14 protein-coding genes and 3 tRNA genes are annotated in these 12,103 nt (G+C 52.6%); 7 read left to right on the plus strand and 10 right to left on the minus strand.

All coding sequences use genetic code 11. The features are described from left to right. Positions 1–254 precede the first annotated feature (254 nt). Entirely contained in the window at positions 255–1,295 is a 1,041-nt protein-coding gene (locus HMPREF7215_RS03790; protein ID WP_009164331.1) for a helix-turn-helix domain-containing protein, read from the minus strand. Between the two features lie 298 nt (positions 1,296–1,593). Between HMPREF7215_RS03790 and HMPREF7215_RS03795 the strand changes: the two genes are divergently transcribed. The 7 genes from HMPREF7215_RS03795 (at position 1,594) to HMPREF7215_RS03820 (ending at position 8,364) form a co-directional block, all read left to right on the plus strand. Further along, on the plus strand, positions 1,594–2,466 hold the full coding sequence (locus HMPREF7215_RS03795) for an isocitrate lyase/PEP mutase family protein (RefSeq protein ID WP_009164333.1): 873 nt from the start codon (positions 1,594–1,596) through the stop codon (positions 2,464–2,466). 229 nt (positions 2,467–2,695) lie between these two features. Continuing rightward, on the plus strand, positions 2,696–3,160 hold the full coding sequence (locus HMPREF7215_RS12745; RefSeq protein ID WP_009164334.1) for a transposase: 465 nt from the start codon (positions 2,696–2,698) through the stop codon (positions 3,158–3,160). Between the two features lie 51 nt (positions 3,161–3,211). Beyond that, a complete protein-coding gene (locus HMPREF7215_RS03800) occupies positions 3,212–4,408 on the plus strand; it encodes a CaiB/BaiF CoA transferase family protein (protein WP_009164335.1) in 1,197 nt (398 codons plus the stop codon). Positions 4,409–4,461: 53 nt separating this feature from the next. Then, a complete protein-coding gene (locus HMPREF7215_RS03805; RefSeq protein ID WP_009164336.1) occupies positions 4,462–5,397 on the plus strand; it encodes a hydroxymethylglutaryl-CoA lyase in 936 nt (311 codons plus the stop codon). Between the two features lie 94 nt (positions 5,398–5,491). After that, positions 5,492–6,472 carry a TRAP transporter substrate-binding protein gene (locus tag HMPREF7215_RS03810; RefSeq protein ID WP_009164337.1) on the plus strand — a complete coding sequence of 327 codons (981 nt, stop codon included), beginning with the start codon at positions 5,492–5,494 and terminating at the stop codon, positions 6,470–6,472. 90 nt (positions 6,473–6,562) lie between these two features. Next, positions 6,563–7,072 carry a TRAP transporter small permease subunit gene (locus HMPREF7215_RS03815; RefSeq protein WP_009164338.1) on the plus strand — a complete coding sequence of 170 codons (510 nt, stop codon included), beginning with the start codon at positions 6,563–6,565 and terminating at the stop codon, positions 7,070–7,072. A gap of 14 nt (positions 7,073–7,086) precedes the next feature. After that, a complete protein-coding gene (locus tag HMPREF7215_RS03820) occupies positions 7,087–8,364 on the plus strand; it encodes a TRAP transporter large permease (protein ID WP_009164339.1) in 1,278 nt (425 codons plus the stop codon). 451 nt (positions 8,365–8,815) lie between these two features. On the opposite strand, the gene HMPREF7215_RS03830 is transcribed toward HMPREF7215_RS03820, so the two are convergent. From HMPREF7215_RS03830 to HMPREF7215_RS03870, 9 genes are all read right to left on the minus strand, one after another. Beyond that, positions 8,816–9,085, minus strand: a complete 270-nt coding sequence (locus HMPREF7215_RS03830; protein WP_009164341.1) for a type II toxin-antitoxin system RelE family toxin — start codon at positions 9,083–9,085, stop codon at positions 8,816–8,818. Then, positions 9,082–9,303, minus strand: coding sequence for a type II toxin-antitoxin system RelB family antitoxin (relB, locus tag HMPREF7215_RS03835; protein WP_009164342.1), 222 nt, complete (start codon positions 9,301–9,303; stop codon positions 9,082–9,084). Before relB ends, HMPREF7215_RS03830 begins: the two co-directional genes overlap by 4 nt. Positions 9,304–9,640: 337 nt before the next feature. Beyond that, positions 9,641–9,716, minus strand: a tRNA-Thr gene (locus HMPREF7215_RS03840). Positions 9,717–9,724: 8 nt separating this feature from the next. Then, positions 9,725–9,800: transfer RNA gene (locus tag HMPREF7215_RS03845), tRNA-Glu, on the minus strand. Positions 9,801–9,807: 7 nt separating this feature from the next. Beyond that, positions 9,808–9,883, minus strand: a tRNA-Lys gene (locus HMPREF7215_RS03850). Positions 9,884–9,946: 63 nt separating this feature from the next. After that, the gene (locus HMPREF7215_RS03855; RefSeq protein WP_009164344.1) at positions 9,947–10,531 is read right to left on the minus strand and encodes a DUF501 domain-containing protein; all 585 of its coding nucleotides are present in this window, start codon (positions 10,529–10,531) and stop codon (positions 9,947–9,949) included. Beyond that, complete coding sequence (locus HMPREF7215_RS03860) at positions 10,532–10,963, minus strand: S1 RNA-binding domain-containing protein (RefSeq protein ID WP_009164345.1); 432 nt, start codon at positions 10,961–10,963, stop codon at positions 10,532–10,534. A gap of 39 nt (positions 10,964–11,002) precedes the next feature. Then, positions 11,003–11,308 (minus strand): hypothetical protein, encoded by a 306-nt coding sequence (locus HMPREF7215_RS03865; RefSeq protein ID WP_009164346.1) that lies wholly within the window; start codon positions 11,306–11,308, stop codon positions 11,003–11,005. Positions 11,309–11,371: 63 nt separating this feature from the next. After that, positions 11,372–11,998 (minus strand): transglycosylase SLT domain-containing protein, encoded by a 627-nt coding sequence (locus tag HMPREF7215_RS03870; protein WP_050768866.1) that lies wholly within the window; start codon positions 11,996–11,998, stop codon positions 11,372–11,374. Between the last annotated feature and the right edge of the window lie 105 nt (positions 11,999–12,103).

Genomic DNA, 12,103 nt, shown 5'->3' on the forward strand with positions numbered 1-12,103 from the left:
TGGAAGAGTTTTTCACATGCGGAGCGTAAGTGTCCCTAAAAAAGGAATGTCATAAGCTATTCTCAACTGAATGGGATCACAAGAAACTGAAAAGGAATTTTTTGACTTTTAATCTCTTGCTTCAGCGGCGCTTGGATTGCTTTTTTTCGATAATTAGTTTATTTCAGCGGATCCTAAATATATTCCATCAGTCAGGGACTCTAATAATGTAGTGCTACTTTTGCTATTATTTAGGGCAAGCCTTTTAATGAGAGTCAATATGACTGCTTAGCGATCGTCATGAGCTGCTCGCACAGGGCCACGATCTGGTCGAATTTATCAGGGGCAGTCGGAGCCAGCTTGGGCTGTGAAGGCGAAACATATGAATCAAGGCGAGCAAAGTCACGCAGCTTTTCTCCGATGTCCGAGGCGCTAGTGTCGAGGTAGATGCGTTCGTTCTCACGAGCAGGCGTGAAAGAACTCATATCGATAGCGCGTTGATGTACACTTGGTGGTTCGTGAAACGTTTTCTTGTAATAGGAGCTGAACGTCTTGAGATCTGGAAAGCCGCTGTCGGCAGCGATATCAGTGAGACTATGATTGGTGTTGTTGAGCTGATACATCGCGTGACGAAAGCGGATGCGCGTGAGGTAATCGTAGAACGAAATACCGACGTTACGCCGGAAAAACGACGAAAAATACGTGCGGTTGTAACGTGCCACTTTGGCAGCAGCGTCAAGCGTAACCTTTTTGTCGAAATTTTTTTCAAGCCAGTTGGTGACGGTCTGGATTGTTTTCAGATTCTTGCGGTCACGGGGAGATTCAATCATAGGGCTCTGTTTAACGGGGAATCCTGAAAGCAAAGTGCCCATCAACATGTTGAAAGCGCCACGGAGGATGAAGCGAGAAGATGGCGCGTTAAAGAGTGCAGCAAGCATCATCTGCGCTGCATACTGTCGAAGAGCAGCAAAACGCTGTTCGTCGCGGTTTGTCTGGTTCGAGATGCAGGCAAACTCCAGCTTGGTGTGTGCCGATTCCATCTGCGTAAAGTATTCTGGTGAAAAGTGGATCACAAGCGCGGTAGATTCCTTTTCTTCAGAGACTACGGCATGCCCTCGATTGGAGTTGACAAGATACACGTCATTTTCGCGTATCTTGTGAACGTTGCCGTCCACACATAGGGTAGCCTTTCCCTTGAGAAGAATTGTCAGTTCATATTCGGGATGCCAGTTAAAACAGAAGAAGTTAACATCGCGGACATACAGCTCCAGCGGGAAGGACCATAGATGAGCGTTGCTTGTATAGATGTATTTCATGATGCCTCCTGAGTTTGAAAAGCGATTTATGAATATTTCCCATAGGGAGATTGTTTGTGTGTCTTTTAATTATAAAACAGTCAGAAGGAAAATCAATCAAAATTCCTGTCCCATTTTGAAACGGGGGACTAAAAGATGTTTCTGAGAATTTATATTTACTCAGGAACGGGTGCTCTTTTAGCTTTGTGTCTGATTGTTCAGAACTTTCCCCTTGTCAACGGAGCAGAAATTTGATCAAATTTGAATGGATGGTATCACCCAATATGAATTGCAATAAATCCATAGGAGGCACAAGATAATGACAAAAGCAAAAAAACTAAGAGAACTTCTGACATCCGATGGTATTATCACTGCCCCCGGTGCATATGATGCGTGGTCAGCGCGACTGATTGAGCACGCCGAATTTTCCGCTGTGTACATGACCGGCTACGGCGTGTCAGCCAGCGTCCTCGGACGCCCTGATATCGGGCTGATGAGCTTTCACGAGATGGTTGAGTCAGTGCACAATATCGCTGAAGCCACAAACGTTCCTGTGATTGCCGATGCTGACAACGGCTACGGAGGTTCGCTTAACGTAGTGCGTACAGTACGCGCGTACGAGCAAGCCGGAGCATGTGGCATTCAGCTCGAAGATCAGGTGATGCCCAAACGATGCGGACACATGGAAGGCAAACAACTTATCCCTTGTGAGGAAATGGTTGCTAAAGTTCGTGCGGCTGTCTATGCGCGGCGCGATCCTGACACGGTGATTATCGCCCGCACAGACGCTCGTGCCGTCAATGGCTTGGACGATGCCATCGCCCGAGGTCATGCCTTTGAAGAGGCGGGGGCTGACGTGATTTTCATCGAAGCACCGCAGTCGATTGACGAGATGAAGCGTATCGTTGCAGAGTTTCCCAACCGTCCGCTACCGGCCAACATGGTTGAGCACGGCAAGACGCCTAACTTATCGCAGAAAGAGCTAGCTGCTCTGGGTTTTAAGATCGCAATCTATCCGGTCATGCCCATCTACGTCGTTACGAGAGCGCTTTCTGCTGCGCTCGCGAAGCTGAAAGAGGCAGGGACTAGTGAGGCGTGTCTGGACGATATGGTTGATTTTCCTTCATTCAACAAGTTAATCGGTCTTGACGAGGCCCGCTCGTTAGAGAAGTCGTTCACCTGCGGGAAGTAATTGGTATCATCGGCGATCCTTTTGCTATTACAATTAGGGCTAGTCTGAAAAATTTCATATTGCCCAAATCGATTCAATCACTTAAACTCTGACTATAGAAACGAGAAGATATGAACTGACCCGCAGCAAATGGAATTTAATCAAGGATATTCTGCGGCCAGAACATCCGAAAGCAGGAGAATATGGGCGTTCGGCAAAATATGATAATCGCAGGATCACCAATGGGATTTTGTGGCTTATAGAAGTGGAGAGCCATGGAGAGAGTTTCCGGAGCGTTACGGCAAATGGCAAGCAGTCTATGCACGTTTCAAGTGGAAACACTGTAGTCGGTTTAGGTAATCCGATGACATTCCTGTTCAGTTCCGGCAGTAACCATGATTCCCGACATGCTGTGCCCTTGCTCAGTCAAACAAAGACCAAAGAGAGCAATATCATCAGCGATAAAGCTTACGGTTCACAAGCCTTTAGAGAGTGCATTACTTCTCAGGAAGCTGGTTACACCATCCCGCCGAAACGCAACAATCCCGAACCATGGTACAGAGATTATCATGTTTACAAGGTGCGATACCTGGTTGGATGCTCCTTTCAGACAGAAAATCAAATGGTCCACAGAATTTTGAGCCGCTACGACAAACTTGACGCCTCGTTCTTTGCTTTTATTCTTGTTGTTGTCATTGTCATTTTAGTGAAATAGTATAAACTGAAAGTCCGGCGTTTCCGACTCATTCGAAAGGGGCATATTCACATGGGAGCTCTAAGCAACATTCGCGTTCTCGATCTCACTCGGGTTTTGGCGGGGCCATATTGCACGATGATGCTCGCGGACATGGGGGCCGAAGTCATCAAGATCGAGATCCCCGGCAAAGGCGACGACACCCGCAATTTCGGTCCTTACAAGAATAAAAGCAGCATGTACTACGCCAACGTGAACCGCAACAAAAAGGGCGTTTCTCTTAACATGAAGGCTCCAGAGGGAAAACAGCTTTTTCTTGAAATGGTCAAGACGGCTGACATGGTCGTCGAGAATTACCGTCCCGGCGTCATGGACAAGCTCGGCCTCGGTTACGACGTCTTGAAAGAAGTGAACCCCAGAATCATTTACGGCGCCGTTTCCGGTTTTGGCTGCTACGGTCCTTACAGCGAACGCCCAGGGTACGACATCATTGCCCAAGCGATGGGCGGTCTGATGAGCATCACCGGTCCACGCGGCGGCAAACCCTGCCGCTCCGGCAGCGCGATGGGAGACGTGTTGGGCGGCATGAACCTTACCATCGGCCTTCTGGCCGCTCTGAATGCCCGCAGTATCACCGGCAAGGGACAGCGAGTCGACGTGGCGCTCGTCGACTCGGTCGTCTCCAGCCTGGAGACGGGGATCCAAAGATATCTCGTCAACCACGAGATCCCCGAGAGAATGGGCAATGAATATGCGGCGACTTATCCTTACGACTCCTTCAAAGCCAAGGACAAGGAATTCATTATCGGCTGCGGCAACCAGGGGCTGTTCGAGAAACTGCTCGATCTGATGGGCAGAAAGGATCTTCTCGAGGACAGCCGCTTCGCCACCCTGCTTGAGCGCAATAAGCCCGAAAACCGGATCGCGCTCGGCGAGATCATCAATGACTGGACCAAGAATTACAACGCTGACGAACTTGTCGACAAGATCCTGGGGGTCGGCGTTCCGGCTGCTCCGATCTTCGACCTTCACGACGTCACGACCGACGAACATCTGGTCAAAGCCCGCGAGATGCTTGTAGATCTGCCCCACCCCGTCATCGGTCCCATGCAGGTCAACGGCAACCCTGTCAAACTTATGGGGACGCCGGTGGAGATCACGCGTCATGCGCCGGTTGTTCCCGGCGCCGACAACGCAGAAGTTTACGGGGGCATTTTCGGCCTGTCCGGCGAGCGGCTTCGGGAGCTTTCCGAAAAAGGCGTCATTTAAAACGTCCGATCAGCTCTTTCGATCCGTATTGACTTTTAGGAGGAGGTTAACGAATGCATTTTGACGGTCTGCCCAAGAACGCTGTTATTCGCGAGGTCTGCCCACGTGACGGATTTCAGGGGATCTGCGATTTCATTCCCACGGAAAAGAAGGTCGAGTTCATCGGCCAAATGCTTTCGACTGGCATCAAGGAAATGGAAATCACGTCTTTCGTCAGTCCGAAAGCGATTCCTCAACTGTCTGACGCCGCCCAGGTACTGCCGGCCGTCAAGAAAGAGTACCCCGACGTCGAGTTCACCGCCTTGGTCCCCAACGTCAAGGGAGCGGAGAACGCGTTAGCCGCCGGGGCTGACGTCGTCAACGTGGTGTTTTCCGTCAGCGAAAGCCATAATATGGCCAACATCCGCCGCACCGTAGAGCAGTCGCTCTCCGGCATGGACGACATTATCGCGCTTGTCAGGGGCAAAGCGAAGATCTGCGTTTCCATGGCCACGTCCTTCATGTGTCCCTTCGAGGGACGCATCGATCCCCGCCGGGTGGCCGAGTTGATCGGCAAAGTGCGCGCCAAGGGAGTCGACTGCATCACACTTGCCGAAACGATCGGCACCTGTACGCCCAAAGACTTCACCGAAACGCTTCAGGTCGTCAAACCGGCGCTCGAGGGGATCCCCACCTATCTGCACATCCACAACACGTACGGTTTTGCCGACATGAACGTGAAATGCGCCCTTGACGAGGGATTCAACAGGTTCGATTCGGCCGTCGGCGGCCTCGGCGGCTGTCCTTTTGCCCCCGGCGCGGCCGGCAACGCGGCAACGGAAGATTTGGTCTACCTGATGCAAAGCATGGGCGTCGACACCGGGCTTGACCCTCTCAGGGTTGTGACGGTTGCCCGCGCTCTGAAAGCGTACGGTTTGAGGACGATGGGAAGTCTGTGCGCGAGCTCCTTTGGCAAGCCCAAACCGGAGATGCCCGTGCAGAATCAGTGACTTTTTCACGGTTTCAGGCGGAATCCCATTTCCGCATTTCTCCTGAAATTTTCAGGGACCAGTTCTAAAAAATTTCTCCAGAGGGGTGTCGTAGATGTTCAAGAAAGTAATGGCTTTTGCTGCGGTTGCGGTTCTGTCCTGCTCCGTCGCTTTTGGCGCGGAGTTCACTGTTTCCAATCAATTTCCTCCTTCTCACCATATTTCCAAGGCCATTCATGTTTTCGCCGACAAAGTCGTCGAGCTGAGCGGCGGCCAACTGAAGGTCAATGTCGCGGACTCCGGTTCCCTGTACAATGACAACCAGATTCTCGAAGCGGTCCAGGACGGCCTTGTCGAAGTCGGCCTCGTCGGCACCTACAAATGGGGCGGCATGGTGCCCGCTGCCGACGTGTTCGACCTGCCTTTCCTGTTCGTCGACTTGTCCTCGCCGGAAAAGTTTTTGAATGCCGGCGCGGCGGATATTCTTGACGCCGAGTTCAACAAGAAGGGCGTGAAAAACCTTTTCTGGGTCGACTACGGCTTCATTCAGATGTGGAACAACGAGCATCCTCTGCACAGCCCCAAGGACTTTGAAGGGTTGACGATGCGCTCCTACAGCGCCGGCGACTCCATCACCTTGAAGGCTCTCGGCGCGGCCCCCACTCTGATCAGCTCGGCGGAAATGTATATGGCCATTCAGAACGGCACCGTGAAAGGCGCGACCACCGGCATGCCTGCCGCGGTGTCCCGCAAGATTTACGAGGTCTGCAAATATCTGACCATCGCCAATTACAGCACGGCCCAGTTCTCCGTTCAGGCCAATCTCGACTGGTGGAACGGCCTTGACGCCGACAGCCAGAAAGCCATCCTCGAAGCCGGCAAAGCCGCCGAGAAATGGCTCCGCGGCGCGGTGGCGGAATCCGAAGGCGCCGCCGAAAAAACCGTCCGCGATGCGGGACTTGAAGTCAACGCGCTGACCGCCGAAGAACGCGCCCAAATGGTTGCGGCCACCAAGAGCGTTTGGGACGCCTACGTTGCGCGCGCCGGAGAGACGGGACAAAAACTCGTTGATCTGGCTCACAAAGTCTTCGACTAAAAGAATCTTTCCGATAACAGACCATGCGATACGGAGCCCCGACGGCGTCGCCGGGGCTCCGTTCAGCTCACAAGAGGAGGTCTCTCCCATATGCTCAACAAACTTCGCGCTCTTGTCAAGGCCGGCAACACCTTCTGCGGCTATCTCAGCGGGCTCGGGATTCTCGCGATGAGCCTGATCCTCGCGTACGAAGTCGTGATGCGCGGCATCTTCAAGGCCCCGACGATCTGGGTCATGAACACCGCCATTTACCTGTTCATGTGGACCATGCTGGTTGGCGCGGCTTATACGCTGATGCTGGGAAAACATGTCCGCATCGATTTGATCTTCGATAAGTTCCCGAAAAGAATCCAGCTTTATCTTGATGTCGTCACCAGCATTATGGGCATCGTCTTTTGCGTCGTTGTCTCCTGGCAAGCCTGGCTCATGATCGCTTCCAGCATCAGGCTGAACAAACTGACCGACAATCTCCTGCACATTCCGGTGTGGTGGATCCAGCTTCCCCTGCTGCTGGGTTTTGGACTTCTTGCTCTGCAGTTCTTCATCAACCTGCTTGACCGTATCGTGGCTCTTCGCGCGGGCGAAGGCCTCAGCGAGTAAGGGAGGATGCTCATATGACCAACTTTCTTCTCGTCGTCGCCATCCTGCTTTTTATCCTCGCGTTGGGGCTGCCGGTGGCCTTCTCCCTGGGCATGACGTCGTTGATCCTGATCCAGGTTTTCCATTTGCCCATCAAGATCATCGGCACCACCATGTGGTCGTCGCTGGAGAGTTTCAACACGCTGTCTATCCCGATCTTCATCCTGATGAGTCAGATACTGTTAGACGGCAAGGTGGGAGACGACCTGTTCGAAGTCATGAACACCTGGGTCCGTCATCTGCCGGGAGGCCTGGGCATCGGCACGATCCTCGCCTGCGCCTTCTTCGCCGCCATCACCGGCTCCGGAGCGGCGACGGCCGCCACGATCGGCATGGTCGCCTATCCTGCCCTGATCAAGCACGGCTATGACAAAACGCTTACGCTGGGGCTGCTGGCCGCCGGCGGAACGTTAGGCATCCTGATCCCCCCGAGCATCCCCATGATCATTTACGCTACCGTCACCGAGGATTCCACGGGCAAACTGTTCATGGCGGGAGTCGTTCCCGGGCTGCTTCTCGCTACGCTGTTCATCGTTTATGTCGTGTATAAAAGCAAGCATGGCGGCTACACCTCGGAACCCAAAGCGCCCTGGAAAGAACGCATGTCCATTACCATCAAGAACCTGCCCGGCATTTTTCTGCCCCTGCTGATCATCGGCGGCATTTATACCGGCATCTTCACGCCCACGGAAGCTGCCGCCGTCGGTCTGGTGTACAGCCTTTTCATCACGCTGTTCGTCTATCGCACCGTTAAATTCGCCGACATCCCCAAGATCTGTATGAAGGCGGTTCCTTCAAGCTGCATGATCGCCATCATCATCTGCGGCGCCCTTCTGTTCGGGCGCGTTATGACCTATTTGAGGATTCCTCAGGCTCTTACCGCTTTCGTGGTCGACAACAAGCTCTCCGCCGCAACGTTCATCATCATCATGAACCTGCTGATGTTCGTCCTCGGCGCGCTGCTTGAAACGGTTTCCGTCGTGCTGCTGACCATGCCGCTGGTAACGCCGATTCTCCACGCGCTCGGCGTCAACACCATTTGGTACGGCGTGCTGGTCACCATCAACATGACCATGGCGCTGATCTCGCCTCCGGTCGGCATGAACCTGTACGTTATCAACGGATTATTCCCCAACGTAAAAATGCAGGAGGTCATCAAAGGAGTCATTCCGTTTGCCGCAATTATCATCGTCCTTCTGATCATTGCCGGCATGGTTCCTCAGCTGAGCCTCTGGTTGCCCTCCCTGATGTGATGGAATCAGAGAGAGAGGCCGCCCCGGTCGACTTTTGGGGCGGCCTCTCTTTTCCTTCTGCGCACTTCCAGCCGCATGACGGCTCGATGAATTTAAGGAGTGAACTTCATGGAGAGATATTTGCCCGTTTTCTGCTTTTGCTTGGGTACGGCCAATATCGTTTTTGCCCTTGGCGCGCTCGTGTTCCGTCATTTCCGGAGCGGAGGCCTTAGAACCGGAAGAGCGTTGATGTTCCTGATTTCAGGGATCTTGTTTATCATGTGCGGCGCCAGACTGCAGGATGAAACGATACCTGTCCCCCGATCGGAATCAGCCGCCGAGCAGCAGCCGCTTCCCGCCTCCCGGCGCTAGATTGTTCGTGCAGCGCATCGTGCTTGTTCCATCAATTTTCATGAAAACAGCCCCGGTGCCGGATGATCGATCCGCAGCAGCCGGGGCTGTTTTGTCGTATCTAATTCCTGTACGCTTCCCGCCGATGTCCAACGCTCAAGGCCAAAATGATCAACTCATGGTCGTCGATGAGGCAAATCAGGCGGTAATCTCCGATTCTGTAACGCCACTGCCCCTTGCGGTTGGCAACAAGCGGCTTTCCATGGATTCGCGGGTCTGCGCACTCGACAAGATTTTTGTTGATCCACGATCTGATCATCAGCTGCGTGTATCTGTCGAGCTTTTTAAATTCCCGGTCGAATCGCTGGGTCGTCTGGACGTCGTAACTCATAGATCGATGTCTTTCCAGAGTTCGCCGATCGGGCGGCTCTTTTTGCCGCTTTTGAGGTATTCATCGTATGCCTCATTGGCGACGGCAACATCGTATTCGTCCTCGATGCGCTCGAACAGGGCCCTTTTAAAAGCCTCGCCCATGGACATAGAATGCAATTTCGCGTAGCTGTCGGCAAGGTTCCGCTCTTCTTCGGTCAATCTGATGGAAAATGCCATGTCCTCACCTCTCCTTTCTATAGTTCATTGTACTACAGAAAGACATAGGTGTAAAGAGCGCGATTTATCGGTGCATATTCTTGATGTTTTCAGGAACGGGCGTTATGTCCCGCCCCGCTTTGACAGCGTCCAGGGCGTCGGCATACCATTGCATCACGAGCTGCCATTCCGAAGCATACATCGCGCGATTCAATCCGGCGGCAACAATGAGCGGCGCGGCGCTCCGACGCTCAACTTTCAAAAAATAAGCGTCAGAACAAACCGGAACGAAGACGCAAAAAAGCCCGCTTCACGGCGGGCTGAAAAACGCATTCGGAAACACGCGGAAGTTATCGGATGGAGCCGGTGTCCAGATTCGGACTGGAGACCTGCGCATTACGAGTGCGCTGCTCTACCAACTGAGCTACACCGGCGTAAAAAATGGCGGTCCCACTGAGATTCGAACTCAGGTGCTCGCCTTGAAAGGGCGATGTCCTAGGCCACTAGACTATGGGACCGCATCCATGGTGGGTCGTGAGGGGGTCGAACCCTCGACCCACGGATTAAAAGTCCGTTGCTCTGCCAACTGAGCTAACGACCCGCGAACGAGGAATATTCTATCGCTTGGGCAAAGATTCGTCAAGCTTATTCTATCAGATATTTTTCAGTCTAAATATTTTTTACAGTGAGCCTTTTTACAACAGAACTCTTTAAATTTTTCCGCAAACCACGCTTCGGCAGGATGCCCCGGCAAAGCGAGCATCGTTGCCGCCTGGAGGTGCAGGCATTTCACGGTCAGTTTTTCAGTCAAATGGATACCGCCGATGCCGGTTTTAAGCATGGCTTTCCAGATCTTCGGAGAATACCGGCGCAGGAAGAACCGTTCGCAACCGCTCAAGGAAGAAATCCGCAACCATGCATAGCGAAAATTGTAGAGGCGATACGCCTTTTCATTCTCGCTGAGAAAGTCTTCCAGCGCCTTGACCCCTCCGCCGGACTCAAGACGCCCGCATTGGTACGCCAAATGAGGGCATGTCAGCCAGAAGAGCGTCGGAAAAGGGCGCCCTCTGTAAAAGGGGTGACATTTCAGGACCTGAGGCATTCCCCATTTGCAGCGCGCCGCGACGGACATGACAAGCCCCTTGTGAAAATTGCGCCCATCCATCTGACCGGCCGCAACAATCTCGTCGCGCGCCGAAAAAAACGAGAGGTTCCCGTGAACCTCTCGCCGCAAATTCTTCATCCACATTTAGGGACGAGCGCCTTTTCGGCGCGGCGGGCGTCCCCCTTTGCCGCTTTTGGCGTTCATCAGCGAAGAAATTTTTTCTTCGCTGCTTTTCAGGAAAGTGGACAACTTTTTTTCGAAATCGTCCGAGCCGAGCGCTTCCTCGGAAACTGCGGCCGTCGCATGCCGGGGCATTCGTTGAACCGGGACAGTCGGAGGCTCTTCAAGCGCCTTCAAAGACAGATCGATGCGGCCTTTTTCGTCTATTTTGATAACTTTCGCCTTAATCTCCTGCTGCGGCTGCAGAACGGCATCGACGCTTTTGATAAATTTATGCGAAAGCTGCGAGATGTGAATCATCGCCTTCTGGCCGCTTTGAAGACGGACAAAAGCCCCATAGGGCATGATCTGTTCGACGACTCCCGTTACCACATCACCTGGTGCCAAATCGGGCATAGTGTGAACTTCCCTTTCTCAAATTTATTGTGTTAAATTTTAAAGCTGATTCAAGGCCTGAATCTTGGAAACCATTACGTAGATCCGGCCGCTGCCCAGGGACGAACGAAGCTCGCCGGCAATCCACACGGGCGCGCCCTCTTCCTGCTTGACAATCCACTCCTGAATCGCCGGATCAAAGACTCTCATCCGAAGGTAATCGACGCGGTCGCACCCATCCGTATCACTGTACTGACGCTTGAGGGAAAACTCGAAGTATTTTCCCAAACGGCTCTCGCCGTAGCTTTCGCCCTTCAGAAAGTGGACCACGCCGGAAAGGTATACGTCATTAACCAATTTGCTCATGATGATTTCTCCGCCTCCATAAAAATTTTATTGATATTCATTTTTCATCGCAATAGTTATCCACTAAGAAACAGCCCGTTTCGAAGCGTGTTGCAGATTCAACAGGACTCTCTCAGTGTAATGCCCTCGATATTTCGTGACTAATGCCACATAACGATTAGCCTGAGATCCCAGATACCGCCTCAGCGCCTTTGTAACGTTCCCCTTGCAGTGTGCCATGTACCTGGAAAAGATCCATGTACCAACCATTATGTTATTGCGAGGCTCCATCAATATCTTTTCTGTACGGATATGGGGAAATTGAGCCATGATCGTACTGCGGTGCAGTTTCCAATAGACCTGCATCAGACCGACCGCGTACTTGGAATGCGCGTTGGCCTTAACGCGCGATTCTTTGACAATTATAGCAGTGATCAACGCAGGATCCACCGAGAAACGGCCCGACGCTTCCATGACATAACGGGCGTACTCATTCGCTTTATCCATGCTCAAAGAGCTGTTGTAGTAACGGAAAATATAGGAAGCCGCATCAGTTTTCGCCTTCTGCACGCGTTTCGCGGAAGGCACGGGGGCCAGAGACTGTCTCGCCTGACCTGCAGGTTCGACAGCCGCCCTTGCTTGCCAGCATGCTTGAGAGGCGAGCAGGAACAGCAACAAGCCTCTCCAAAACAAAGGGCGTCTCATCCTCATGAAATACCTCCAGAAGTGTTGTGGAATCACGCCCATTTTATCTCAAGTTAAGGGAGCGTGCCAGTGTCAAATTTTTAGAACTTCAGACTTAACAGCACGTTCCGG

Origin of the sequence: Pyramidobacter piscolens W5455, from assembly GCF_000177335.1 — a bacterium.
GTDB lineage: Bacteria > Synergistota > Synergistia > Synergistales > Dethiosulfovibrionaceae > Pyramidobacter > Pyramidobacter piscolens.

What these genes read in the sequence shown, in the direction of transcription:
- HMPREF7215_RS03860 (WP_009164345.1), bottom strand. Translation starts at nt 10,963, where the DNA reads ATGCCCGATTTGGCACCAGGTGATGTGGTAACGGGAGTCGTCGAACAG.
- HMPREF7215_RS03830 (WP_009164341.1), bottom strand. Translation starts at nt 9,085, where the DNA reads ATGAGTTACGACGTCCAGACGACCCAGCGATTCGACCGGGAATTTAAA.
- HMPREF7215_RS03855 (WP_009164344.1), bottom strand. Translation starts at nt 10,531, where the DNA reads ATGTGGATGAAGAATTTGCGGCGAGAGGTTCACGGGAACCTCTCGTTT.
- HMPREF7215_RS03805 (WP_009164336.1), top strand. Translation starts at nt 4,462, where the DNA reads ATGCATTTTGACGGTCTGCCCAAGAACGCTGTTATTCGCGAGGTCTGC.
- HMPREF7215_RS03795 (WP_009164333.1), top strand. Translation starts at nt 1,594, where the DNA reads ATGACAAAAGCAAAAAAACTAAGAGAACTTCTGACATCCGATGGTATT.
- HMPREF7215_RS03810 (WP_009164337.1), top strand. Translation starts at nt 5,492, where the DNA reads ATGTTCAAGAAAGTAATGGCTTTTGCTGCGGTTGCGGTTCTGTCCTGC.
- relB (WP_009164342.1), bottom strand. Translation starts at nt 9,303, where the DNA reads ATGGCATTTTCCATCAGATTGACCGAAGAAGAGCGGAACCTTGCCGAC.
- HMPREF7215_RS03870 (WP_050768866.1), bottom strand. Translation starts at nt 11,998, where the DNA reads ATGAGGATGAGACGCCCTTTGTTTTGGAGAGGCTTGTTGCTGTTCCTG.
- HMPREF7215_RS03800 (WP_009164335.1), top strand. Translation starts at nt 3,212, where the DNA reads ATGGGAGCTCTAAGCAACATTCGCGTTCTCGATCTCACTCGGGTTTTG.
- HMPREF7215_RS03790 (WP_009164331.1), bottom strand. Translation starts at nt 1,295, where the DNA reads ATGAAATACATCTATACAAGCAACGCTCATCTATGGTCCTTCCCGCTG.
- HMPREF7215_RS03820 (WP_009164339.1), top strand. Translation starts at nt 7,087, where the DNA reads ATGACCAACTTTCTTCTCGTCGTCGCCATCCTGCTTTTTATCCTCGCG.
- HMPREF7215_RS03815 (WP_009164338.1), top strand. Translation starts at nt 6,563, where the DNA reads ATGCTCAACAAACTTCGCGCTCTTGTCAAGGCCGGCAACACCTTCTGC.
- HMPREF7215_RS03865 (WP_009164346.1), bottom strand. Translation starts at nt 11,308, where the DNA reads ATGAGCAAATTGGTTAATGACGTATACCTTTCCGGCGTGGTCCACTTT.